The 23,356-nt window shown below is 34.4% G+C and carries 27 protein-coding genes; 7 read left to right on the top strand and 20 right to left on the bottom strand.

The window, feature by feature from the left end; all coding sequences use genetic code 11:
• Window positions 1-8 precede the first annotated feature (8 nt).
• Window positions 9-542 (top strand): nicotinamide-nucleotide adenylyltransferase, encoded by a 534-nt coding sequence (locus tag E7Z81_RS03850; RefSeq protein WP_292744492.1) that lies wholly within the window; start codon window positions 9-11, stop codon window positions 540-542.
• Window positions 543-592: 50 nt separating this feature from the next.
• On the top strand, window positions 593-1,030 hold the full coding sequence (locus E7Z81_RS03845) for a molybdenum cofactor biosynthesis protein MoaE (protein ID WP_292744489.1): 438 nt from the start codon (window positions 593-595) through the stop codon (window positions 1,028-1,030).
• Window positions 1,031-1,221: 191 nt separating this feature from the next.
• Here E7Z81_RS03845 and E7Z81_RS03840 read toward each other — a convergent pair whose 3' ends face one another.
• Together E7Z81_RS03840 and E7Z81_RS03835 are read right to left on the bottom strand one after the other, a co-directional pair.
• A complete protein-coding gene (locus E7Z81_RS03840; RefSeq protein WP_292744487.1) occupies window positions 1,222-1,428 on the bottom strand; it encodes a molybdopterin-binding protein in 207 nt (68 codons plus the stop codon).
• Window positions 1,429-1,443: 15 nt separating this feature from the next.
• Window positions 1,444-1,650 (bottom strand): molybdopterin-binding protein, encoded by a 207-nt coding sequence (locus tag E7Z81_RS03835; RefSeq protein ID WP_292744484.1) that lies wholly within the window; start codon window positions 1,648-1,650, stop codon window positions 1,444-1,446.
• Between the two features lie 432 nt (window positions 1,651-2,082).
• Here E7Z81_RS03835 and tsaA point away from each other — a divergent pair, with 432 nt between their 5' ends.
• Window positions 2,083-2,568, top strand: a complete 486-nt coding sequence (gene tsaA / locus E7Z81_RS03830; RefSeq protein WP_292744482.1) for a tRNA (N6-threonylcarbamoyladenosine(37)-N6)-methyltransferase TrmO — start codon at window positions 2,083-2,085, stop codon at window positions 2,566-2,568.
• A 43-nt stretch (window positions 2,569-2,611) separates the two neighbouring features.
• On the opposite strand, the gene E7Z81_RS03825 is transcribed toward tsaA, so the two are convergent.
• The gene (locus tag E7Z81_RS03825; RefSeq protein WP_292744479.1) at window positions 2,612-3,640 is read right to left on the bottom strand and encodes a M42 family metallopeptidase; all 1,029 of its coding nucleotides are present in this window, start codon (window positions 3,638-3,640) and stop codon (window positions 2,612-2,614) included.
• Between the two features lie 120 nt (window positions 3,641-3,760).
• Here E7Z81_RS03825 and E7Z81_RS03820 point away from each other — a divergent pair, with 120 nt between their 5' ends.
• Window positions 3,761-4,519 carry a ferredoxin gene (locus E7Z81_RS03820; protein ID WP_292744476.1) on the top strand — a complete coding sequence of 253 codons (759 nt, stop codon included), beginning with the start codon at window positions 3,761-3,763 and terminating at the stop codon, window positions 4,517-4,519.
• Here the strand turns inward: E7Z81_RS03820 and E7Z81_RS03815 are convergent.
• Both E7Z81_RS03815 and E7Z81_RS03810 read right to left on the bottom strand, forming a co-directional pair.
• Window positions 4,514-6,019, bottom strand: a complete 1,506-nt coding sequence (locus E7Z81_RS03815) for a HEAT repeat domain-containing protein (protein WP_292744473.1) — start codon at window positions 6,017-6,019, stop codon at window positions 4,514-4,516. The two genes, E7Z81_RS03820 and E7Z81_RS03815, sit on opposite strands and share 6 nt — an antisense overlap.
• Window position 6,020: 1 nt before the next feature.
• Window positions 6,021-7,067, bottom strand: coding sequence for a ribonuclease H-like domain-containing protein (locus tag E7Z81_RS03810; RefSeq protein WP_292744471.1), 1,047 nt, complete (start codon window positions 7,065-7,067; stop codon window positions 6,021-6,023).
• Between the two features lie 309 nt (window positions 7,068-7,376).
• On the opposite strand from E7Z81_RS03810, the gene E7Z81_RS03805 reads away from it, so the two are divergent.
• The 3 genes from E7Z81_RS03805 to E7Z81_RS03795 are packed head-to-tail and all read left to right on the top strand — an operon-like array spanning window position 7,377 to window position 9,048.
• Entirely contained in the window at window positions 7,377-7,760 is a 384-nt protein-coding gene (locus tag E7Z81_RS03805; RefSeq protein ID WP_292744468.1) for a hypothetical protein, read from the top strand.
• A gap of 10 nt (window positions 7,761-7,770) precedes the next feature.
• Window positions 7,771-8,508: a phosphopantothenate/pantothenate synthetase gene (locus tag E7Z81_RS03800; RefSeq protein ID WP_292744464.1), complete on the top strand. Its 738-nt coding sequence runs from the start codon at window positions 7,771-7,773 to the stop codon at window positions 8,506-8,508.
• Window positions 8,509-9,048: a nucleoside monophosphate kinase gene (locus tag E7Z81_RS03795; RefSeq protein WP_292744462.1), complete on the top strand. Its 540-nt coding sequence runs from the start codon at window positions 8,509-8,511 to the stop codon at window positions 9,046-9,048.
• Window positions 9,049-9,050: 2 nt separating this feature from the next.
• Here the strand turns inward: E7Z81_RS03795 and E7Z81_RS03790 are convergent, their stop codons facing one another.
• The 15 genes from E7Z81_RS03790 to E7Z81_RS03720 all read right to left on the bottom strand — a co-directional run bounded on the left by E7Z81_RS03790 (window position 9,051) and on the right by E7Z81_RS03720 (window position 23,353).
• Window positions 9,051-9,731 (bottom strand): TIGR00289 family protein, encoded by a 681-nt coding sequence (locus tag E7Z81_RS03790; RefSeq protein WP_292744459.1) that lies wholly within the window; start codon window positions 9,729-9,731, stop codon window positions 9,051-9,053.
• 6 nt (window positions 9,732-9,737) lie between these two features.
• Window positions 9,738-10,544: a hypothetical protein gene (locus E7Z81_RS03785; RefSeq protein ID WP_292744456.1), complete on the bottom strand. Its 807-nt coding sequence runs from the start codon at window positions 10,542-10,544 to the stop codon at window positions 9,738-9,740.
• Between the two features lie 76 nt (window positions 10,545-10,620).
• The gene (locus E7Z81_RS03780) at window positions 10,621-11,049 is read right to left on the bottom strand and encodes a class III signal peptide-containing protein (protein WP_292744453.1); all 429 of its coding nucleotides are present in this window, start codon (window positions 11,047-11,049) and stop codon (window positions 10,621-10,623) included.
• A complete protein-coding gene (locus E7Z81_RS03775) occupies window positions 11,049-11,915 on the bottom strand; it encodes a prepilin peptidase (RefSeq protein ID WP_292744450.1) in 867 nt (288 codons plus the stop codon). The genes E7Z81_RS03780 and E7Z81_RS03775 overlap by 1 nt, the downstream gene beginning before the upstream one ends.
• Before the next feature lie 95 nt (window positions 11,916-12,010).
• Entirely contained in the window at window positions 12,011-13,627 is a 1,617-nt protein-coding gene (locus tag E7Z81_RS03770) for a CTP synthase (protein ID WP_292744447.1), read from the bottom strand.
• 68 nt (window positions 13,628-13,695) lie between these two features.
• Complete coding sequence (locus tag E7Z81_RS03765) at window positions 13,696-14,196, bottom strand: zinc-ribbon domain-containing protein (RefSeq protein WP_292744444.1); 501 nt, start codon at window positions 14,194-14,196, stop codon at window positions 13,696-13,698.
• A gap of 4 nt (window positions 14,197-14,200) precedes the next feature.
• On the bottom strand, window positions 14,201-14,983 hold the full coding sequence (locus tag E7Z81_RS03760) for an alpha/beta hydrolase-fold protein (protein ID WP_292744441.1): 783 nt from the start codon (window positions 14,981-14,983) through the stop codon (window positions 14,201-14,203).
• Between the two features lie 95 nt (window positions 14,984-15,078).
• A complete protein-coding gene (locus E7Z81_RS03755; RefSeq protein WP_367263003.1) occupies window positions 15,079-16,437 on the bottom strand; it encodes an MATE family efflux transporter in 1,359 nt (452 codons plus the stop codon).
• Between the two features lies 1 nt (window position 16,438).
• Complete coding sequence (locus tag E7Z81_RS03750) at window positions 16,439-17,074, bottom strand: flavodoxin family protein (RefSeq protein WP_292744436.1); 636 nt, start codon at window positions 17,072-17,074, stop codon at window positions 16,439-16,441.
• Window positions 17,075-18,286 carry a cofactor-independent phosphoglycerate mutase gene (locus E7Z81_RS03745; protein ID WP_292744433.1) on the bottom strand — a complete coding sequence of 404 codons (1,212 nt, stop codon included), beginning with the start codon at window positions 18,284-18,286 and terminating at the stop codon, window positions 17,075-17,077. It abuts the gene before it with no gap.
• A 29-nt stretch (window positions 18,287-18,315) separates the two neighbouring features.
• Window positions 18,316-19,335 (bottom strand): homoserine dehydrogenase, encoded by a 1,020-nt coding sequence (locus E7Z81_RS03740; RefSeq protein WP_292744430.1) that lies wholly within the window; start codon window positions 19,333-19,335, stop codon window positions 18,316-18,318.
• 9 nt (window positions 19,336-19,344) lie between these two features.
• Entirely contained in the window at window positions 19,345-19,830 is a 486-nt protein-coding gene (locus E7Z81_RS03735) for an amino acid-binding protein (RefSeq protein WP_292744427.1), read from the bottom strand.
• A 12-nt stretch (window positions 19,831-19,842) separates the two neighbouring features.
• Complete coding sequence (gatC, locus tag E7Z81_RS03730) at window positions 19,843-20,058, bottom strand: Asp-tRNA(Asn) amidotransferase subunit GatC (protein WP_292744424.1); 216 nt, start codon at window positions 20,056-20,058, stop codon at window positions 19,843-19,845.
• A gap of 260 nt (window positions 20,059-20,318) precedes the next feature.
• The gene (locus E7Z81_RS03725) at window positions 20,319-21,641 is read right to left on the bottom strand and encodes an MATE family efflux transporter (protein ID WP_292744421.1); all 1,323 of its coding nucleotides are present in this window, start codon (window positions 21,639-21,641) and stop codon (window positions 20,319-20,321) included.
• A 260-nt stretch (window positions 21,642-21,901) separates the two neighbouring features.
• Complete coding sequence (locus tag E7Z81_RS03720) at window positions 21,902-23,353, bottom strand: asparagine synthase-related protein (RefSeq protein ID WP_292744418.1); 1,452 nt, start codon at window positions 23,351-23,353, stop codon at window positions 21,902-21,904.
• Between the last annotated feature and the right edge of the window lie 3 nt (window positions 23,354-23,356).

The following is a 23,356-nucleotide window of genomic DNA, read 5'->3' as shown; positions in this document are numbered from 1 at the left end:
TGATTAAAATGCAAAAAGTTCGAGGAATACTAATTGGTAGAATGCAGCCAGTTCATAATGGACACATGCAAGTGATCAATAAGATTTTAGATGAAGTCGATGAAATCATTATTGGAATTGGAAGTGCACAGTTAAGTCATGAGCAGAAAGACCCGTTTACTGCTGGTGAAAGAATTGTCATGATGAGCCAGGCATTGGCCGAAGCCGGAGTGGATCCCAGCAGATATTATATCATCCCGATGCAGGACATTAATTTTAATGCAATCTGGCCGTCCCATGTCAAAATGATGACTCCTCCATTTTCAATCGTTTATTCAGGCAATCCTCTGGTCAAACAGTTATTTGAAGAGGAAGGGTTTGAAGTCAGACAACCTCCGCTTTATGACAGATTACATCTGTCCGGTACAGAAGTCAGGAAAAGAATTCTTGAAGATGGAGATTGGCAGGAACTTGTTCCTAAAGCTACATGTGATGTTATTGAAGAAATAAACGGTATTCGAAGAATCAAAAATTTATCAGTTAAGGAAGTTAGTGAAATATAACAATAGTTATTTATATTAATATATCCTATAATTATATTGGAGATGAAACTATGGTTGTAAGAGTTATAGAAGCAAAAGAAGATAAAGTTACAACAGCTGATTTAATCGCTGAGTTGAAAAAATCAAACAAAGTCGATTATTCCGGAGCTATCTTTACCTTTGAAGGAATAGTTCGTGGAAAAGAAGAAAATATGAACTTGAAAAAGTTAATATTAACAACACCTGACAAAGAAAAAACCAAAAACGAAATAGAAAAGATTGTAGAAAACGCAAAAATAAAATATAACGTTCATGAAATATCCGTTGTTCACTACATAGGTGAATTTTACACAGGAGACATGCTGTTTTTAGTTGCAGTACTTGGAGCTCACCGTGGAGAAACCCTTGACGCATTAAAAGAAGTCATTGAAACTGTGAAATATGATGTTGAATTTAAAAAAGAAGAAATTTCCGAAGAAGGCACAAAAACAATTCTTGCCGGAGGATAAACTTTAATCTTAAGTTAAATATTAAGAATCATTAATTTTACTAGGAATTTAGGAATTAAATCCTAATCCTAACTTATTTTTGAATTTTTCCAAAAAAAAAATAACTAATTTTAAAAAATAATGAAATACTGAAAAAGGATTGAGATAATCCTTATTCAAAAAATATGTTTAAAGAAAAAAAAGGAAAGTAATTATTTACCTATAATTACTTCAGTAGATTTAATAACAGCAGTTACGTCATCGCCTTCAGCTAAACCTAATTTTTCAGCAGACTCTTTAGTAATAACTGCAGTAATAGTATTAGGTTCAGTTACTTCAATTTTAATGTTAGCCATAACAGTTCCTTTTTCAATACCAGTGATTTTACCTTGTAATTGATTTCTAGCACTAAGTTGCATCCAAGATCCCTCCATCTATTTACCAATAATAACTTCAGTAGATTTAATAACAGCGGTTACATCATCGCCTTCAGCTAAACCTAATTTTTCAGCAGACTCTTTAGTAATAATAGCTGTAATAGTATTAGGTTCAGTTACTTCAATTTTAATGTTAGCCATAACAGTTCCTTTTTCGACATTTGTAATTTTTCCTTGTAATTGATTTCTTGCACTGAGTTGCATTTTATTATCTCCTATAAAATTTATTTCGAATTACATATTGAAGTATGATTTTCACATCAGTATGTATTTCACAATGTAATGTTGTATCGAATTACTTATAAATGTTTCGATTTTTCATCTAAAAATAAATTTTAAATCGATTACTGAAAATACTTCATATCGACAATAATTTTAAAAAATATTTTAAATAAAATCAATATAATTAATTTATTTAATAAATAAAAATATTGAAACTAATTTTTTAAAATAATATAGATTTATAATTCTAAAATATAATATTTAATAAATTTAAAGTATCTATTTAAAATTCTATCGAAATTCAATAAGAGTTCCTATAGAAAATATCTTCCGTCAAAAAAAAAATCATTTACTTTTAAAAAACCTGCAAAAAATAAGAACAATATTAATATTATAAAAACGAAAATGATTATTATGAATATCGAATTAGAATCAATTGGTACAATCCATACTGAATTCAAAGAAATTGAAGGAATGCCAATTCAGCCAACAGGAGCAAAAGGAATTAAAGGAACAATCGAAATTAAAGATAAATTTGTTGACGGTCTTAAGGACCTCGACGGTTTTTCCCATATCCACCTAATTTATTTACTCCACAAAGTTGATGGATATATGCTTGAAGTAAAACCATTCATGGACAATAACACTCACGGTGTTTTTGCAACAAGATCCCCGAAAAGACCAAACAGAATTGGAATGAGTGTTGTAAAAGTCACAGACGTTAAAGATAATATTGTATACATTGAAAATGTGGACATTTTAGACGGAACACCACTTTTAGACATCAAACCGTATGTTCCTCAATTGTATGAAGACACCATTGACAAGCTAAAAATCGGTTGGTTTGAAACAAAACACCAGAAAGCCAAATCACAAAAATCAGACGACAGGTTTAAATAGCCTGTTAAAAAATTATTTTTAAAAAAAAAATTAAAAAAAGTAGCTATAATTTGTTTATAGCTGCTGTAATTAATTGAATGGTTGATTCAATATCATCCATACTACATACACTTACAGGAGTATGTATATAACGAGTAGGAACAGATAAAACACCAGTTGGGATTCCTTCACGGGTTAAGTGAATTGCAGTTCCGTCGGTTGTTCCACCGTCACTTACTTCCAGTTGGTATGGAATATCGTTTTCATCACCGGCTTCAATAAGCATGTCCTTAACTGATTGCTGTGTTAGAATTCCTCTACCGCTAGCATCTGCCAAGATAATAGCCGGACCTTTACCCATCACAACAGGCGCTTCATCAGGTTTGATTCCAGGATGGTCACCGGACAATGTCACATCAAGTGCAATTGCAAGGTCAGGGTTTAATTTGAATGCGGAAGTTTTTGCACCTTTAAGACCCACTTCTTCCTGAACAGTACCTACACCATAAACAGTTGCTCTGGTTTCAACTCTTTTTAGAACTTCCATCATTACATAACAGCCAACACGATTGTCTAAAGCCTTACCCATGATTCTGTTGTTAGGATATTCTTCGAATAAAGCATTGAAGGTCATTTTGTCTCCGACTCTGACCATTTTTTCTGCTTCTTCCTTGTCTTTTGCTCCAATATCAATGAACATGTCTTTAGCTTTAACAACCTTGTTTCTTTCTTCAGGGGTTGTTACATGAGGTGGTTTTGAACCTATAACACCAACAACATCTTCCCCAACAGAAGAATGAATTGTTACTGTCTGATTCATTAACATCTGATCATTAATTCCACCGATTGTTGAAAAGTTAATAAATCCATTATCATCAATGTATCTGACCATGAGACCTATTTCGTCCATGTGGGAAGCAAGCATTACTGTAGGTGCTTTCTTTTCACCTTTTTTGGTAGCAATTAAGTTTCCCATGCTGTCAGTTTCGATTTTATCAGCTACATCTTCTAATTCACGTGTAATAATTTTAGCTATTTCTTCTTCTGAACCAGAAACTCCTGGTGCTAAAGATAGCTCTCTCATTAATTCCATCGTATCACCAAATAATTTTTTGTTTTAATTTAATATTAAATTATCCCCATTAATAAAAATTTATGTTATTAGGTAAAAATTTAAATGCTTTGAAAACAATTATTAAATCAAGGTGAGAGTATGTCAAATGTAGAAAAAATATATTTTAGTCCATCTTCCACTACAAAAAAAGTAGTTGAAGAAATTTCAAACAATTTTAATGAAAAAAAGGAGATTTTTGACTTATTAAATTTCAACTCTGAAAAAGTGTTTGCAAGTGATGACATTGCAATTGTAGGTATGCCTGTTTTTGCCGGAAGAATTCCAAAAACAGCCAGAAAAAGACTTGAAAAAATCAAGGGAGACAATACACCTGCAATAGCTGTTGTAAACTATGGAAATGCACATGTTAGTGATGCACTTTTAGAATTAGTTGATTTGCTTAAAGAAAATAACTTCAATGTAATTGCAGCTGCCTCTACAGTCAGTCATCATTCAATTTTCAGCGGCGTGGCTCAGGGAAGGCCTGATTCATCAGATATAGAAAAAATCAATGAATTTGCCCAAAAATGTATCGAAAAAATAGAATCCGGCGAAAGCTTAACCTCTGAAATTCCTGGAAACAGACCTTATACCGATTATAAACAGCTTCCATTTGTCGTAAGCTGTGACGATATGGCCTGTGCATTCTGTTATGACTGTGTGTCAATTTGTCCTGAAAATGCCATTCCGGATGATGATCCTGTAGATACTGATTTGGATTTATGTTCCAGATGTACTGCATGTATTCACATTTGCCCTGAAGATGCAAGAATGTTTACAGGAGATGCATTTGAAGCTAAAAAACCAGAATTTGAAAAAGCAAACAGTGAAAGAAAAGATCCTGAATTCTATTTATAGTTTCATTCTCTTTTTGGCCACAGCTCTGACATATTCATTATCGTCTGAAATGGATATGTCTTTTAAAACTTTTTTACTTACTATTTTTTTACATGCCGCTTCACGAACTCTCCATGAGTCGTCATTTTGAGCTATTTTTGTCAGTTCCTTTTGGTCCTTAATTAATGAAACTGCCCTTACTGAAATATTTTCAGATATTCCCTGCCCATATATCTTAATTAAACATTTTTCTACTTTAATCTTATTTAGAGCCTTAAGTGAAAATTCTTCATCTTCATTAGCTAAAACTATTCTGATTAAGGTTTCCAAATCGTTAATGTTATCCAATGTGGATTTTCTAACAGAACTCAATTTGGCATTTTTCAGTATGTCAATGAAATTGTTTTCATCCGTAATGTGTTCCATTGCCTGGGCGGCAACTTCCTCATGAGTTGTATTAATTGCAATGAATTTGAAATCCTTTTCATCACTCAGCGCAGGATTTGACAGTGCATGATTTCTTACAAACTGGTCATCGTCATTCAATGCTATGTTGAGCAATTCCTGAGGGTTTGTAATGTTTTTAACAGCAATTTGTCTTACAAACCTGTCATCATCATTTTTAATTATCTTTAGCAGAACTTCCTCATCACTGATTTTTTTGGCAGCTTCGCTTCTTACAATTTTATCAGTGTCATTTAAAGCAATTTGAGTCAGCAATTCTTCATCATCCAATTTGTTTACAATATCCAAACGAACGTCAGATTTTTCAGAGTCCAGTGCAATATTTTTCAGTAATCCTACATTGTCAATTTTTGAAAATATAAGTGACCTTATTTTTGCATTATCCTCGTTTATTGCGATTTTTGCAAGGTTTTCCTCATTTCTGATTTTTTTAACGGCAGCTATCTTTACTCCTTCATCCTTGTCTTGCATAACTACCTTTTGAAGAATATCTTCACTTACAAATGATTCCTTGTTTATGGCATTTTTTCTAATTGATGAATCCCCTGCCTTAAAAACCAGATCGTATAATATTTCAGGACTTTCTATTTTTTCAAGTGACAGTCTTCTGTAATTTTTATCTATTGCATTAATTGCTATGTCTTCGAGAGTTTCCTCATCAACTATCTTTTCAAATATTTCATCAACGTTCTTGTTTTTCTTTGTGTTTTTAACAATTTCAGAAATGGATTTGTTGTTTTCGCCTAGCCTTTCATAGGCAAAGCTTCTTACGTCATAAAATTTAGAGTTTTCAGCAGCATCCCAAAGAAGTTTTTCATCTTTTATCTTGTTTGCTGCAATTAATCTGATGGCTCTGTCCTTAACATTTTTTGCAATATCAAGTGCAACATACTGGTCTGTGATGTTGTCTGCGGCAATGGCACGCTGATTTCTGTCTTTACTGTTTATAGCTATTTCTTTTAAAGCTAACTGTTCTTCATCTATTTCACTGTCATCCGGCATGACGGCTTTCTGTTTTTTTGGTTCTTTGCTTTTGAATCTGTCTAAAAATCCCATTTTAATTTACATCCTCATACATTTTCTCTAGAAAACTTGCTAATGATACAATATCCTGACGATTATGTTCTATAATAGGAACTATAGGGCCGATGTTTTCATGGTCAAGATAATCCCTATAATATCCAGGAATGAATTGTCCCGGAACATCACCTTCCCTTTCGATTCCAAAAAGTTCCCTTTCAATTGTTTGAAGCTGACAGTTCGGCAGCTGGTTACCCCATAAATTTTTGGCAAAATACATTAAATCCAGGTGCGGCAGTCTTAGATTAACATTTATCCTGTTTGACAGACACCTGTTTCGTATATAAGGCACATCAAAGCTTTTTCCGTTGAAAGTCACATGAACAGAGTCTTCATCCAGATGTGACATGTAAGCTTCAATGACTGCAGGTTCTTCATAGATTTGCCTTAAGAAATATTGTGATGAAATTATTTTATCTTTTTTAATTTCTGCAACGCCTATAAGAATTATTGGAACATTTGAAAGGCCTAAAGTTTCGATATCCATGAATTTGAAATTTTCCTTATCTGTCAGACTTATGGACTTGATTATATTGTCCCTGCATTTTTTGCTGTAGCGGTTATTGTCCAACAGTTCTATTATTTCCCCATATGACAAATCCTCAATCTGCTGGCAAAATTTATTTGCACGGTCTGCATAGCGGTCATGAGTTTTCAAGGATTCTATTGTGTCATATCCTTTGTCCTTAAGATTCTGTTCTGTTTTAAGGCCGATTTTTGGAAGCAGTTTTAGATTGGAATTGATCTGGTCTTTAAAATAGTTGTCTTGAAGGTTGAAGTCTATCTTTTCCTTTTGGGTGATTTTTAAGGTATCCCCATATGATGTTGATATAACCTTTGAGTTTTCAATGTCTTCAAGTTTTTTGCCGTCCCATTTTCTCAGCAGTTGCTGTTTATAATCTTCAAAATAGGAAGGTGACAATTTTCTTGCAGCTTTTTTAGCTTCCTCAGATGGGTTTGATGAGGAAATTGAGTTTGAAAAAACTTTTCTTAGATAATTTTCATGTTCATCGTATCCAGTCATTCAGTTTTATTTTTATTAATCAAATTATATATAACTTTTTTATAAAGTTAAATTGAATTTTTATAAAATACAAATAAACTTATATAGTATAAAAACATATATTAATTTGGCTACAATGTAGCTGAGAGATAGATTAAACAGCCAAATTTTAAAATTCATTTCTCTAAAAGCTTGTAAAAACAAGTTGTTAGGTAGCAAAAATAAAAGCTACCTAACTATTCAATTTACTCTTTTTGAAAAACTTCGATATTTAGAAAAATTTATAAGATTTTCAAACAAACTTATTATTAGAAAGATTAAGGTTTGAACATGAAATTAAAACTAGCAATAATTTATGGAATTTTAATATGGGCATTAACCTATATCCTATCAACATTGGTAAACCCTCTTTTTTCAGACAACTTACCTAACATGAATATTTCAGTTCCTATCATCATAATAATCGTTACAGGATTCTTTGGAATATTATACATTAGAAATATCAATTCAAATGAAGTTGTGGAAGGATTTTTGGCAGGAGTTATTTTCATTGTAGTTGATTTCATACTAGATTATGCTTTTTTTATATACCCACATAAACAAAACTTAATTTTTGTAGATTACACATTACACCTTACATCAATGTTAATATTAACATTACTAATTACAACATTTTTAGGATATTTAGCTCAAATGAATATTGATTTAAAATAGGAGATTGAAAATGATACCAAAATCACACCCTCGTTACGAATCCTTACTTCTAAGAGATAAAATAGCAAAAGCCTTTGAAAAAGGATATTTGGCAGACACCGCCATGATTGCGCATGGAAGAGGAGAGGCTTTTGATTACATAATTGGTGAACAGACAGTTTACCCTGCAAAAAGGGCAATGTATGTTGCCGTTGCAGCATTACTTTTATCAAATAATCCAGTCATATCAGTAAATGGAAATGCAACAGCTTTGGCTATCGATGAAATAATTGAATTGGCGAAAGCTATTAATGCAAAAATAGAAATAAATCTATTTTACAGAACAGATGAAAGAGTAAGACTACTTACCAAATTATACAAAGATCATGGATATCCGGAAATTTTAGGTTCACTGGATGATGACATCGAATATCTGAATGATATTCCAAATAATCGTGCATCCGCCAGCAAGACCGGAATTTACACAGCAGACACTATATTGATTCCTCTTGAAGATGGAGATCGTGCCGAAATACTCAAAAAAAGTGGAAAAAACATACTTACAATCGACTTGAATCCGCTTTCTAGAACTTCAAAAATGTCTGATGTTTCAATAATGGACAATATTGTCCGTGCAATTCCATTCATGACAAAAATAGCACAAGATTTGAAAACACAAAATAGAGATGTTTTAGTCGAAATGGTAAACGAATTTGATAATAATGAAAATCTTAAAGAGTCAATAGAACATATTAAAAGAGGATTGTAAATGCAAATAATGGGAATATCAGGCCTACCGGGCTCAGGAAAAGCTTTAGTTTCTGAAATTGCAAGTGAAAAAGGTGCGATTATAATAAGCATGGGTGACATTATCCGTGAAGAAGCTAAAAAAAGAGGAGAAAGTACAAAAGAAACCGCCGTCAATTTAAGAAAGGAATTCGGCGACGATATTGTTTCAGAGTTGACAATTAAAAAAATCAAAAAACTAATAGACGAAGATGAAAACAGTTTTATCTTAATTGAAGGAATAAGAAGCCCCCGTGAAGTTGAAATGTTTAAGGAAAACTTCGATGATTTCTTTATACTTTCAATATTTGCAAACGATAAGCTACGCTTTGAAAGATTAAAAATCAGAAACAGGGAAGATGACTCCCAGGATTATGAAGGCTTCCACAAAAGAGATAAAACCGAACTTGGCTTTGGTATTGGAGAAGTCATTTCACAGTCTGACAGAATCATCATTAACGAAAGCGATATAGAAAGCTATGCTGAAAAAATCAATGAATTTTTCGAAGAAATGGGTTTATAGCCTCATTTTTCTTCCAAAACGGCATCTTCAATAATATAAACACCACTGTCACGATGCCACTCTTTTTTATCTTTTAAAATCTTAACTTTCTTTTTAAAAATAGGTCCGTCAATAGCCAATGTTTCTGCCTCACCGCCTTCAAAGGCTATATCGACATAGTATTTTTCATTCAATTTTACAAGCTCATCAATAGCTTCATCATCAATTACTCTTCCAAGCCATGATTCGTCCAATCCCCAGGCGGCAACTCCGCTGATGATAATTTTAAAACCTAATGACACAATTTCTCTCATGTATTCCAGTTCATCAACATGCCAATATGGGGAAATGATTTCAAGTCCCACTTCACTTCCAAGCTTTTCGATTCTGGATTTCTGATATTGGGAGTAAAGTGCACCTGTGTATATACATTCCACGCCCAAACCTTTAAGGTTTTCAAATGCATGCCTTAAATCTTCAAGTTCCTCTTCCTTAATTCCATCAGTTTCAACAGACATTATTGGAATATCAAGCGCTTCTGCAAGCAAATCAGTTACATGAATATTCGGCACGTGAAACATGTATGATTCCGAATTTCGAGATTTCATGGAAAGAAGATATTTGACATCTTCTTTCTCCTTTAGGGCATAGTACAGTGCCATTGTACTATCCTTACCTCCAGAAAACAATACACAAGCTTTCATAAGATATTACCTTTTACGTTTTTCGCGCATAAACCTTCTAAATCTTCTGGAGAAAACTCCGAATGAATCATAATAGATTCCAAGCAAAGCAACTACTACACCTACTGCCCCTGTAATCAAAACAAAATGAGTGCTAGGAAGCATTGAAGTGTTAGTGTCATTAATAGTGCTTTGAACCGGCCCTTCCATTTTGCTAGGAACTACACCATAATCAAGCAGGATTTTTTGGAAATCTTCTATGGATGATGATGATACAACCAGTTCTGCATGAACTTGAGCATAAGAAATGGATCCACCATAAACTAATTTATACCAATCAGAGAATGATTTTAAAGCATCGTAAGAAGAATAGTTATCTTCAAGTTCGATTTGAAGTTTTCCGTCTTTGGTTACATTATAGTTTTTGAAATGGGAATCAATATTTTTTAAAACATAATTGAAATATTCTACTTCCTTATCATTCAGTTTCCAAAGAGGAATCGTAATGGCCGTTTCCTTAAGTGAAACAAAACCTTCAGTTTTTGACAAATTGTCGTTTAACTCGTTCATGTTTATAGAAGATGACAAATCAAGATACATTGTTTCTTCATTTCCAGGTACGTTCTTTTCAACGGTACTCATCATTTGTGGCAGTTCTTCATATATGGGCTCCAAAAAGAATGCACCGCCAATGGCACCAATTAAAAATGCAACTACAAGCACTAAAACAATTTCACGTTTAGGCATATAGTTTCTAATCATACCTATGGAAAAAACGAATATCATCATTATAATAAACAAAACGATATATATTAATGCAATTACAATATCCATAAATTCACACGCCATTTATCTACTATAATTTAAATATTGAAATTAAGTAGTTAAATAACTTTGTATATCGATTATGTCATATTGCATACAATATCATATTCTCTTCACCTACAGGCCATTCAACCACCATGGAATTTTTTCCCTCGTCAAGCTTAAGGGCAGTTGTTTTCAGTTTGGATTTAACATTAATTTTTATTACCTTATACTTGTTGTTGTTCAGCTTGATTTTTGATGAAATCTGATTATTTGAAATATCAATCTTTACAGGCTTTTTTACGTCAATCGTTATTGTCTGCCTTGATCCTTCGCCTTCGCCATAAACTTTCTTGATAGATTGGGCTATAGCTGATATATCGGATTTTGTATTTAAAGAATCGCTTACATCGAATGTGTTTGACATCACCTCATTTAAAAGGGGCATCGTAAAGGCAACCAGAATTATTAATGACACCGCCAATATCAGCATGTATTCAAGTGAAACCTGGGCTCTATCCTCCTTAATCATCAAATCACCAAAACAAAATTCTTTGTAATCAACATCATCAAATCCCCGTAACTTAATGCAATAAGCAGACCAAATAAAATTGCCGGAGTGAAAGGAAATGAAATTTTTATGCACACTGAATCTGAAATAAATTTTTGAAGGCACATTACCTTTAGGAGGCTTACATCATCTGAAGTCAGTCCCCCTGCACTTTTAGATTTAAAGTAATATCTGAAATCATCATTTTTACTTTTATAAACCTTTAAATTCCCGTCCGATTCATCAATGAGTTCTCTTATATGATTATCATTGAAACCGTATTTGTTTACAATCATTCCTTCCTCGAGGTCTTTTATTTTGACTGTTTTGTTGAGTGTTGATTTTATCAAAGTCCTTAAGGATTGATAGTTGAAGACATTTACCAGCAGGTCAACGTTTCTCCTGACCAGATTATTCTTAAAGATTAAATGGGTTGTGAATATGACCAGAAACGGAAATGACACCAGAATGCTGTTGACTATGACTGTGAATGCAAAGGGATAAATTGACAGTAACGGAAAAATATTGAAAATCTCCCCATTTAACCCTAATGGTATAACTGTAGCAATTGAAGTAAATAATTTTACATCACCACCACCCCACATATGCAATTGCCATAACATATAAGCTATTACATAAGTCATAACCATCGAAATAAATGAAGCTAAAATGAATTTAACATTACCTGTCAGAAATGTCAATGCCAAATTCGATGCAAGACCGAAAAATATCAGCAGATGGTTTAACCTGTCCGGAACAAAACCCTTACGAACATCATAAATTGACGCCAGAATAGAAAATAAAATCGTTACGATAATTTGAATAAAAAATACTGCACTATAATTCATAGTTATAGATTAAACTAACTAGAATATTAATTAGATAGAAATTAATCTCGTTAAATTGCTTTAAAAATATAAAATTGTGTAAAAATAGAAAAAAATTAATTTTTAGAAAACTCATAAATAGCTTCTAAAAATGATTTGAATAATGGATGAGGCCTATTTGGTCTGGATTTAAATTCCGGATGGAACTGACAACCAATAGCCCATGGATGATTTGGGAATTCAACAATTTCAACTAAAAAGTCATCAGGACTTGTACCTGAAATTATTAAACCTTTATCCTGCAAATCCTGTCTGAAATCATTGTTGAATTCATATCTGTGTCTATGACGTTCTTCGATTTCAGTTTCACCATATGCATCAAAAGTTTTAGTTCCTTCAATGATGCTGCAGTCATATGAACCCAAACGCATGGTTCCACCCATGTTTTTGATTTTCTTTTGCTCTTCCATCATATCAATAACAGGGAATTCCAAATTGTCATCAAATTCAGAACTGTTTGCATTAGGATAACCGTTTCTACGAGCAAATTGAGTCACCATGGACTGCATTCCAAGACAAATTCCGAATAAAGGCACATTGTTTTCAATTGCATAATCTACAGCATCCAATTTGCCTTCGAAACCACGTTCTCCGAAACCGCCAGGAATCAGTATACCGTCAAATTCGCTTAATGCTTTTTGGTCAAGCTCTTCAACGTCAGAACTCAAATATCTGATGTTGGCTTTAACGCCTATGCTTGCAGCTGCATGAAGCAATGATTCACGGATACTTATGTAGGAATCTTCAAGCTCCACATATTTTCCGACGATACCTATAGTGACTTCAGGGTCAGTTATTCTGAGTGATTTGACTATTTCCCTCCATTCATCAAGCTTGGATGAATCAGGATCAACATCTAAACCAATTCTATTGACGATTAACTCACCAATATTTTTATCTTCTAAAACTAAAGGCACTTCATAGATTGTGCCTGCATCAGGAGTATTTACTACTGCATTAACGTCCACGTCACAGAAATGAGCTACTTTTCCAAGCAGTGCATCATCAATGTGGACCTGTGATCTGCATACAATAACATCAGGATTTATTCCGACACTTCTTAATTCCTTAGTTGAATGTTGGGTTGGTTTTGTTTTGAATTCTCCAGCTGCATTTAGGTAGGGAATAAATGTAACATGGACGAACATGACGTTTTCACGTCCTTCTTCATTTCTAAGTTGCCTTAAAGCTTCGAGGAAAGGTTGACTTTCAATATCTCCAACAGTACCACCAAGTTCAACCAAAACAACATCATAATCTGCGCTTTCAGAGTTGGCCCTGATCATTTCTTTTATACGGTTGGTAATGTGCGGAATAACCTGTACACATTCACCTAAGTATCCGCCTTCTCTTTCTTTAGCGATTACAGATTCATAAACTTTACCAGTTGTAATGTTAGCCATTCCATCAAGTTCAACATCTAAAAATCTTTCATAGTGACCAAGATCCAAATCGGTTTCCATTCCATCATGAGTCACGAATACTTCACCATGTTGATATGGATTGAGTGTTCCAGAATCCCAGTTTAAATACGGGTCTATTTTAATAGCTGAAACTTTTAAACCGTAAGATCTTAAAATCCTACCCATAGATGCAGAAGTAATACCCTTACCTATGGAACTAACTACCCCACCAGTTATAATAATATACTTTGTCAGAAAAATCCTCTCCATCAAATTAATACAATTATAATTTTAGTTTATACTAATATATAAAAATTCTAGTCCCTTTATAAATGACCTTACCTATTGTGTTTCCAGTGATATAATTTATTTGAAATGTCCCTGTCGGTTTCATTGAACTGATACTGACCGTTATCACCATAGCTTGCAAAATGGGTTGACTTTACAAATCCACTGCAGGAATCTCCCGGACCGTCAGTCGGATAACCTCTTCTGCACACCATTCCGTAGGAAGCTCCATAAGGACTTGTGGACCAGTATGTGCAGTTAAGACAAATTTCATCACCATTATCAATCATGGAATCATAATCAGGTTCATCAACTTCATAATCATCATAGCTGGAACTGCTTCCGCTGAGTGCGTCATCCTTACTAACTGACCTTGAACAGCTATAGCAAAAAAATGAACCTGACAAATCACTCAATTCCTCACCGCAGCTTGGACATTTCGGAGTTATGACCTCATCATCTCTAAACATTCCCCTGCCACATTCACGGCACATATAACCTCCGCCTACCTCAGTTAATGTGCTGCCACAATTAGGACATAATTTTACCATATCATCACTCTCCAACCGCACGTTTAATGAATTCTTTTATATGTTCATCACAGAATTCCCAGGTATGCTCACCTGGAGATTCCATAAATTCCGCATTAACATTTCTTGACTTTAAAAACTCATGAAACTCAACATTTTTACCATATAAAAAGTCATCCACCCCGCATGCCATGAAAATATCCGGAACATCATCGCATGTTTCGAGTAGGGCTTTGGGATCCATATCCGAACCTTTCAATTCATTCAAGTTTCCAAAAACTGATTCATAAAAATCCCTTGACCTCAATACATTATCATCATCATTCAAATAAACTATATCGTCAGTTATCAGTGCAGCTGAAATCATTCCTATTTTTGAGAAGTTTTCACTGTATTTCAAACCGTTTCTGATTGCTCCATAACCTCCCATTGAAAAGCCCGCAATGAATGTGTCCTCCCTTTTGTGGGATAAAGGGAATATGTTTCTTGTAATATCCAATAGTTCCTGGCCGACATATTCTCCGTAATATGCATGTGCCTTTGGATTATCCACATAGAAGCTGTTCTCGCCGCATGGTATTACAATAGCTATTCCGTTGTCCTCTGCAAATTTCTGAATGGAAGTGTTTGCCAGGAATATGTCATCGCTGCCGTAGAGGCCATGAAGCAGATACAATGTTTTGTAGGGCTGCGGAACTATCTCTTCCCTATCCTGCAGGAAATGAATATTGTCCGCAGGCAAAATTACACTGATTGAAGTACGTCTCTGTAAGCTTTTACACTTAATGTCTCCTCTAAACAAAACCATATTAACACCCAAGTCCATTAATCTGTCAGATTAAAACAAATCTTTCAAGTCCTCCTTTTCGAATTCGTGAATATTTCTAAAAACAATTTCGCTCATCAAACCACCCTGTATTCTGTCCATTTATTTGAGAAGTACCTGTAGATATAGATTGCGGCTCTTACATACCAGTCTATAAACATTGCAATCCATGTTCCGAATACTCCAATTCCCATCCAGTCGGCTATAACATAAGACAATGCAATCCTGCAGGTAAACATAACAATTAAACTGATGTACATTACAGTTTTTGAATCTCCCGCTCCTCTGAATGTTGCAGGCACTGTGAAAGATAACGGCCAGATGATTATTGCAAAAATACCGTGCCAGATTATCATTTCAGTTGCCATCTGTGCAGTTTGAGAAGACAGGTTGTAAATTCCCAAAACAAGAGGCAAAATTGCAAAAATAACCAGATTGATTACGACATGTGAAACTATCACGATTATCAGACATTTTTTGTTGTAATACCTTGCCTGTTCATAATCATTTGCTCCAACACATCTTGAAATAATGGCAGTTAAGCCTAAATTAATTGCAAAACCCGGCAGAACTGAAAATATTCCTATTGCATAACCAACGGAATTTGCAGCGATTGCCATAGTTCCGAATGTTGAAACCAGACTTAAAATCAATACTCTTCCAAGCTGAAACAGGCCGTTTTCAATACCATATGGAATACCGACCTGCAAAACTTTCCTTAAAATTTTTGTATCAAATCTATGTTTTAAAGTCCTTTTAATATGCAGTTTATAGTTTTCATCCAAAACAAAATAAAGAACAGCGAGTGCCGCAAGAACCCTTGAAATTACAGTTGGAATTGCCACACCCCTAACATCCCATCCAAGATAGTAAATGCAAAATGCATTGCCTATGACATTTAGAACATCACAAACAAGCATGATTTTCATTGGAAGAAATGCGTCGTTTGTTGTTCTAAAAATTGCTGCTCCCGCATTGTAAATAGCTATAAACGGAATTGATATGGCTACAATATAGAGATACATATCTGCATTATGCCATACGTCAGCCTCAATTTGACCGAACAGCAAACCTATTAGAAACTGTCTTAAAATAATGACGGCAATCATCAATATTGTTGATAAAATAGTGGAAAACCAGACAAGCTGTGTGGCTGAATTCTGTGCTTTTTCGACTTGTTTATCACCTAAATATTGTCCCGCTACAACAGCTCCTCCCGTTGCAAGAGCTGAAAAAGAAAAAATAAGAAGTTGCATTAAAAAATCGACTAAGGAAACTCCTGAAATTGCAGCCTCACCCAATGATGCAACCATGATTGAATCAGCTAGTCCAACAAAAAATTCTAAAGCATACTCCACCAATAGCGGAATGAATAAGTAGAGCAATGCCTTATTTGAATATAAATAACCTTCAGGAGTTTTAAAGATATTCATAATATTATCTTATGAAGTTAGTAGCTATTTTTGGTTCTTCTTCAGGAACCAGTCCTTCTTTTTTACCTGCTTCAATACATTTCAGGAAAAATGCCATGTTTCTTCCAAGCTGTCTCATTGTTGCAAGACCTTCCAAGTCCTGCATGACCTCTTCGGGGGTGTTTCCATGGACCATATTCCAGTAAAATGATGAAACAATAGGCATTTGGCTAATTCCCAAATATTTATTTAACTGATCGTAAGTTGCAGTTGTTCCACCTCTTCTTGCAGAGCAAACAACTGAAGCAGGTTTGTGTTTGAATGCTTCAAGACCAGTACCCTGGGAATTTGAATAAAATGCCCTGTCTAAAAATGAAGTTACAGCACCAGTTGCACCTGCATAGTAAACAGGTGATCCGAATATGAATCCGTCAGCATCATAAGCCTTTTTAACAAATTCATTTACGACATCATTGTCAAATGTGCATTCTCCTTTTTCCTGACATTTCATGCATGCAGTACATCCGATAATCGGTTTTGTTCTTATCCAAAAGATTTCGGTTTCAATGTCTGCTTCATTTAATGTTTTTTCCACTTCAGATAGTGCAGTATATGTACATCCTTCCTTATGTGGACTTCCGTTAACTAACAATACTTTCATCTAAAACTCTCCTGAAATTAATCTTTGAATCAAGAAATGGCCTTTCTTGGTTTCAAGTGAACCTTTTTTAACTCCTTCTTCATCAAATGATTCGCAATCGTCACCTTCGCGTGCTGAATCATATATTACTAAAGGCACATCGTCCCTTGTATGGGTTCCAACACTTATTGGAGTTGGATGGTCAGGCAATATTGCCGCTCTGAAGTCCTGACCCTGCAGGCTTTCAATGATTGGTCCAACGATGAATTCATCAATTCTTTCAATAGCTTTGACTTTCTCTTCAACGTTTTGAGCATGGCCTGCTTCATCAGGTGCCTCGATATGAATTAATAATAAGTCTGTTTCTTTCAATGCTTCGATTCCATATTTTCCTTTTGCTTCATAGTCAGTATCAAAATATCCTGTAGCTCCAGGAACATTAACTATATTCATTCCTGCAAAGTTACCTATTCCTTTAAGTAGGTCAACACCGGTTATGACTGAAGCGGTGATTCCGTAGGTTTCCTCAAAGTTAGGTAAGCTTGGTGTGACTCCCTGTCCCCATAGCCATACCATATTTGCAGGAATTTCTCTTTTCTGGTTGACTTCATGGTCTTTGAGGTATTCTCTGGATTCGAACATTATCTGTTGGATTTCATGAGCCAGTTCACAGTCACCAAATAAGTTATCTACCAATTTTTCACCGGCAATGTCATGAGGAGGCATTGTTTTGATGCTGGACAATACTTCTGCATCTTCAACGCTGTCGCATGAATATATAAACAAGTGTCTGTAGCTTACACCAGTATAGAATTTACCTTTGAAATCAGGGTATTTTTCAGTGAAATACTCGTTTAGGCCTTTCATAAGTTCATCAGCTTCTTCTGTTGAGATGTGACCTGCATTGAAGTCATCCATTTCTCCATCTTCACTGAATATGGTGTTGCATCTGAATATTACGTCTTCAGGTGTTGTTGGTATTCCTTCACTGCCTGCTTCAAGCGGTCCACGGCCAGTATAGTAATCAGCAGGATTGTATCCGAAAATACTCATATTGGCCACATCAGAACCTGGAGTGTATTGCTGTGGAACATTATTTGTAAATCCTCCAAATCCTCCTTTAGCCATTTTATCAATATTTGGGGTTTTTGCCACCATAAGAGGAGTTTTACCGTCTAATTCATCAACAGGATAATCACTAGACCCATCAGGGATAAAAATTACATATTTCATATTATCAAAAAAAGTAAAAAAAAAATTAATTAGTTTTTATTTTTTAAAATACTAATTAAGTCAGTCAACATCGCAGAAGCAGTTTCAATAGATCCTGCTCCAAGTCCCATTACAGTTACATCTCCGGCTAAATCTGTGTTGATTGTAGCCATATTCAAGGTTCCGCTTACATCATAGGAACTTCCTTTTTTAACCAAACGTGGTGATACCCTTAAATTATTTGGAGATACTTCTGCAATAAGTTTTATTAAATAATCATCTTTTTTAGCAAGTTCAATTGCCTTTGAATTGATATTGGAAATACCATGAACTTCAACATCACTGTATGTGGCGTCAATTCCTAAAATGGAATTTGCAAGAATAACAGTTTTGCATGCTGCATCAATACCTTCAACATCCTGTGTAGGATTTGTTTCAGCTATTCCAAGTTCCTGTGATTCCCTAAGGGTACTTTCATAATCAGTACCTTCGGAAGTCATTCTTGAGAGGATATAATTTGTAGTACCGTTTAGAATACCGATGATTGAGTTGATTGAGCATGAGGATAAGGTTTCCTTAGCGAAGTTGATTATTGGCATGGATCCTCCAACACTTGCTTCATATTTGAATTCCACACCTGCTTTTTCAGCGGCGCCTACAACTTCTTTGAATTTAAGTGCTAAATGACCTTTATTTGAAGTTACTACATCTTTTCCTTGGTCGAAAGCCTTCATAGTTAGTGAAAATGCTGGTTCTGCATCAACAATATTGGTAGGAGTTGCTTCTATAAGACAATCATATTCAACAGCATCTAAAACGTCTTCACCACATTTATCGCTTCCGAATTCAGGATAAGCAGATAATTTTCCTTCTTTTTCTTTTGTTTGTACTAATAATTTTTCATCTAATCCGTCGGCTGATATTGCAGATGTAGATGAATCGGCAGCTGCAACAATTTTAACAGCTACACCTGTTTTTTCTTTAATTAAATCCTTTTTCATGGAAATTGCATTGGCTACACCTTGACCTACTGCACCGAATCCCATGATAATGACTTTACATTCATCCATAATAATCCCTTAAACTTCATTAATCATAAGTAGCTGTTTTTCATCAGCAATTTCTTTAATCTTGTCAAATACAGTTTGTTTAATACCATAATCTGTTTCAATATTAATTAATGCAGTGGATTCTTTCTCACCATCCAGTTTAATATCAAAACCAACAATAACGACACCTTTTAATGCGTTTATTCTATCCATGGTGTCCCTTAAATCCTGGTCCACAATGTGACCGTATAATATGGTACTGATCATTTCTTTTTTAACGACACCATCCATTTCAACAATAGAGAATCCTAATTCTTCAAATCTTTCAATGACATTGAAGAGATTTTCACGTTCACCTTCAATTGTGATATGAACCGGAACCAAACCCTGTTCATTTTTCAGTTCCCTTTTATGGATAACAGTGACTAAATTTGCACCAAGAGCACCAATAGGTTCCAATACAGAAACCAATTGTCCTGGAATATCTAAAAGTTCTAAAACTAAGTTCATTCTCATTTAAATCACTCTTTAATGTGTCCAATCTGCTTTTTTAACTACTAAATTTCCATCTTTATCTATACGAGCATTCCTTAATATTTTTTCTGGATTTTTTTCGTGAGATTCATCGTCACGTGTTAAATTTAAGTTATCTGTGATGTACCAGGTTTCATCTGAATCTGGAATGTCTTCTAAAATTTTTGAAAATTTTTCTATAATGTCTTCAGCATCTTTTTCGATTGTCATTAAAATAAACTCCTTAATAATAAATAATATATTTATTATGTTTTTTTATATTAATAAAGTTAAAGATTAATTTAAAAAATATATCCGACAATAACTGTTTAATTTTAAAAATAAATCTTAATAAATCTTAAAAAAACTGATTACGAATATTGAATAAACAAAACAATTATTAAAAATAATAGATAAAATCATTATTATGTCTGAAATTAAAAGCTTGAACAACCTCGCCTTGAAGAAGGCGAGGTTGTTCAAATTAATTATTATCTGTAATATTTCTGAATTGACTTTACATATCTTCGGGTGAACAATAACTGTATCAGACTTCCAACGAAGTTTGCTATTACAATACCCAAGTATACTCCGTTTTCACCCATCCAGAGCAGAATCCAGATGAATATTAAAGTTAAAACTATCTGTTTGAAAAATGTAAAACCCAGACTTAAATCCCCTCTTCCGAAACTTTGCAGAATACATCCTGAAATAATACTCCAACTTGCAAATACAACATAAGGACATAATAATACAGTTACGGCAGCAATTTCATCATTGAGTCCTGCCCCACCAAAAAGCATTGCAAGATACGGTGCCAATACCGCAAGGATTACAGCCATTGCAATGCATCCTATAAAACCAATCTTTTGAACATAATTGAATGTCTCACCAATCATATCTCCTTTTCTTGCTCCGAACAGTGCTCCGAATACGCTGATTGCACCGGTTCCAAAACCAACAGGAAGCATTACTCCAATACTTATCAGCCTCCAGACGGTAGTATAAACTGCAACAGCGTCAGTTGTTGCTACCATTACCAATATCACATTGATTACCATGGAAAAAAGTGACATTAAAATCTGTTCCATACTTGCAGGAACTCCTACAGAAATGATATCCCTATAGATTTGCTTATCTGTTGAATAGCTTCTAACGTCAATAGTGTTGTCATCCTTAACGTATGACCAGTAGAGATACATCAAAAGACCAATGAAGTTTGCAAGCACGGTAGCTATAGCTGCACCTGCAACACCCATATTCAAATTATATATGAAAATAGGGTCCAGAATAATGTTTAGGGCAGCCGCAACACCAATAGGTAATGTTGCTTTAACACCTTTGTTTTCTGATCTGAATATTCCGCAGTAGATATTCTGAATGATGATTGTAAATCCACCGGATATCACCCAGACCCCGTATTCATGGGCCAAACCCAATACGTTAGCTCCGCCGATTGCAATTAACAGCGGATCCAGGAATAATACGATCAATCCCGGAATTACAATACTTACTATTATACTTAAGATTACACCGTGTGTTGCGCTGTTTCCAGCATTTTTCATATCACCTGCACCTATAAAACGTGCAATTGATGAGTTGACACCTGCAGACAATCCTATTCCAAGCCCGATGATAATAATGAACAGCGGTGTTACGATACCTATTGCTGCAAGAGCATCTGAACCGAGTCCTGAAACCCACATTGCATCTGCAAGATTGTTAATCATTGTTAAAAATAAAGATAGAATCATTGGAATGCTTAATCCGATGATACTCTTTTTAGGATTTGTAATTAATTGCTCTACTTCCATAGAGCACCCTCTCTAAAATTAATAATAATACCTCCGAATAATATAAAAATAGTATATAAAGTGCTGCAAAAGAGTATAATTCTTTGTGAGTCATTTAATACCGAAACGACTGTATTTATATAAAGAATACACTTGTATAAAATAAGCCATAATAACTTAAATGAAAAGAAGTATATAAATGTTTCTAAATTTAAAAATAAGGACATATATAAAGAAAAAAAATTATAAGATGTAATTGATATTTTACAAAAATCTAAAAATTATTCCAAATATTTTGAAATATCTGTATCTTTTATGATTTTTTTACGTAAAACTTTATCAATTCCAGTACCATATTGAGCTGCCTTTTTAGGCCTGTAAGCTATTTCATAGTCAAGGCCCTCTTCAAATGCAAGTTTTCTCAATATGCTTTTTCTCATGTCATCATGCATTGAGACTATTTTTTTGTTGTCCGGAATGTTTAAAGCCAGTTCCACCAGTTTTTTATCTAAAAATGGCAGTCTTATTTCTACTGAATTTAACATGGCACATGCATCATCACGTTCAAGATTGACATGATACATATTGGATATGTCTTCACGAATATCATAGTTCAATGTGTCATTTACAAAACTTTTAAGATAACGCTTATATCCTCCAAAGAGCTCATCAGCACCCTGACCTGAAATTGCTACATTAATATTGTCTTTGGCCGCCATTTTTGTTGCAAAATATGTTGTAAGGCCTACTCCGACCTTCATCAGGTTATCGTCACCTATTGCATTTACGACACTAGGCAGTGCTTCACGTATCATTTCTTCTGTTAGTGTGCAGATTTCCAAATCCATATTCAGGAATTTTGATGCATATATTGCAGCTTCAACATCCTTTGAGCCTTCAACACCTACAGCATACAATTTGATTTTTAAAGGTACATTTTCGGATATTTCCTTTAAAAGCAGCGCAAGATATGAACTGTCAAGGCCTCCTGAAAATATTACTCCAACTTCCCTTAAATCGGCAACTCTTGTAACAAGACTTAACCTTAACATCTTGTCTATTTTAGCTACGTCCCCTTCAAAGATTTTTTCATAAATCGCCTGGGCAGGAGCTATATCCTCCCAGTTATAAAGTATATGTTCGGGTTTTAGGGTGTCAATGTCACTAAATCCGACTTCTTTCAGTGCATTTCTGGAAGATGCAAATCCGTTTAAACCATCCTTTTGTGCGTAAAATAGTGGCTTTACACCTAAGGGATCTCTGACAACTGCCAGGTTTTCACCATCCCATACTGCAAAGGCATAATCTCCGTCAAGTAATCTTACTGCAGCAGAGCATGCCTTGAGAAGATCAAGTTTTTTAGCATAAAAATCAATTAAATATAATATTGCTTCAGCATCAGATGTGATTTCGGCTTCAACACCTACCTTGGATAAGAAATTTCTGATAGTCTGGAAATTGTATAATGAGCCGTTTAAAACGAGAATGAGATTATCATCGGATACAGGCTGCACTTTAGATATATGTTCATTTTTATCATAGACTGAAAGCATATTGTGCCCAAGGGCCAGATCATAATCATTATCATCACAAAACTCATCCAAATCAATGTTTTCATAAACTTTATCCAGATAAATTCCTGATGCATCAGGACCTCTGTTTTTAGATGCTTTCAACATTTTTATGATGTCTTGTGCTTTAACATTACCCTGTAAACCAACTATAGAACTCATTAT

The organism is Methanobrevibacter sp. (assembly GCF_015062935.1).
Taxonomy (GTDB): Archaea; Methanobacteriota; Methanobacteria; order Methanobacteriales; family Methanobacteriaceae; genus Methanocatella.
Note: the sequence above shows the minus strand (reverse complement) of the source record. Positions and strands in the feature narration are given on the sequence as shown.

Bases quoted from the DNA above. Each gene is read 5' to 3' on its own strand.
- E7Z81_RS03850 (WP_292744492.1), top strand. From the start codon at position 9: ATGCAAAAAGTTCGAGGAATACTAATTGGTAGAATGCAGCCAGTTCAT.
- E7Z81_RS03845 (WP_292744489.1), top strand. From the start codon at position 593: ATGGTTGTAAGAGTTATAGAAGCAAAAGAAGATAAAGTTACAACAGCT.
- E7Z81_RS03840 (WP_292744487.1), bottom strand. From the start codon at position 1,428: ATGCAACTTAGTGCTAGAAATCAATTACAAGGTAAAATCACTGGTATT.
- E7Z81_RS03835 (WP_292744484.1), bottom strand. From the start codon at position 1,650: ATGCAACTCAGTGCAAGAAATCAATTACAAGGAAAAATTACAAATGTC.
- tsaA (WP_292744482.1), top strand. From the start codon at position 2,083: ATGAATATCGAATTAGAATCAATTGGTACAATCCATACTGAATTCAAA.
- E7Z81_RS03825 (WP_292744479.1), bottom strand. From the start codon at position 3,640: ATGGAATTAATGAGAGAGCTATCTTTAGCACCAGGAGTTTCTGGTTCA.
- E7Z81_RS03820 (WP_292744476.1), top strand. From the start codon at position 3,761: ATGTCAAATGTAGAAAAAATATATTTTAGTCCATCTTCCACTACAAAA.
- E7Z81_RS03815 (WP_292744473.1), bottom strand. From the start codon at position 6,019: ATGGGATTTTTAGACAGATTCAAAAGCAAAGAACCAAAAAAACAGAAA.
- E7Z81_RS03810 (WP_292744471.1), bottom strand. From the start codon at position 7,067: ATGACTGGATACGATGAACATGAAAATTATCTAAGAAAAGTTTTTTCA.
- E7Z81_RS03805 (WP_292744468.1), top strand. From the start codon at position 7,377: ATGAAATTAAAACTAGCAATAATTTATGGAATTTTAATATGGGCATTA.
- E7Z81_RS03800 (WP_292744464.1), top strand. From the start codon at position 7,771: ATGATACCAAAATCACACCCTCGTTACGAATCCTTACTTCTAAGAGAT.
- E7Z81_RS03795 (WP_292744462.1), top strand. From the start codon at position 8,509: ATGCAAATAATGGGAATATCAGGCCTACCGGGCTCAGGAAAAGCTTTA.
- E7Z81_RS03790 (WP_292744459.1), bottom strand. From the start codon at position 9,731: ATGAAAGCTTGTGTATTGTTTTCTGGAGGTAAGGATAGTACAATGGCA.
- E7Z81_RS03785 (WP_292744456.1), bottom strand. From the start codon at position 10,544: ATGGATATTGTAATTGCATTAATATATATCGTTTTGTTTATTATAATG.
- E7Z81_RS03780 (WP_292744453.1), bottom strand. From the start codon at position 11,049: ATGATTAAGGAGGATAGAGCCCAGGTTTCACTTGAATACATGCTGATA.
- E7Z81_RS03775 (WP_292744450.1), bottom strand. From the start codon at position 11,915: ATGAATTATAGTGCAGTATTTTTTATTCAAATTATCGTAACGATTTTA.
- E7Z81_RS03770 (WP_292744447.1), bottom strand. From the start codon at position 13,627: ATGGAGAGGATTTTTCTGACAAAGTATATTATTATAACTGGTGGGGTA.
- E7Z81_RS03765 (WP_292744444.1), bottom strand. From the start codon at position 14,196: ATGGTAAAATTATGTCCTAATTGTGGCAGCACATTAACTGAGGTAGGC.
- E7Z81_RS03760 (WP_292744441.1), bottom strand. From the start codon at position 14,983: ATGGTTTTGTTTAGAGGAGACATTAAGTGTAAAAGCTTACAGAGACGT.
- E7Z81_RS03750 (WP_292744436.1), bottom strand. From the start codon at position 17,074: ATGAAAGTATTGTTAGTTAACGGAAGTCCACATAAGGAAGGATGTACA.
- E7Z81_RS03745 (WP_292744433.1), bottom strand. From the start codon at position 18,286: ATGAAATATGTAATTTTTATCCCTGATGGGTCTAGTGATTATCCTGTT.
- E7Z81_RS03740 (WP_292744430.1), bottom strand. From the start codon at position 19,335: ATGGATGAATGTAAAGTCATTATCATGGGATTCGGTGCAGTAGGTCAA.
- E7Z81_RS03735 (WP_292744427.1), bottom strand. From the start codon at position 19,830: ATGAGAATGAACTTAGTTTTAGAACTTTTAGATATTCCAGGACAATTG.
- gatC (WP_292744424.1), bottom strand. From the start codon at position 20,058: ATGACAATCGAAAAAGATGCTGAAGACATTATAGAAAAATTTTCAAAA.
- E7Z81_RS03725 (WP_292744421.1), bottom strand. From the start codon at position 21,641: ATGGAAGTAGAGCAATTAATTACAAATCCTAAAAAGAGTATCATCGGA.
- E7Z81_RS03720 (WP_292744418.1), bottom strand. From the start codon at position 23,353: ATGAGTTCTATAGTTGGTTTACAGGGTAATGTTAAAGCACAAGACATC.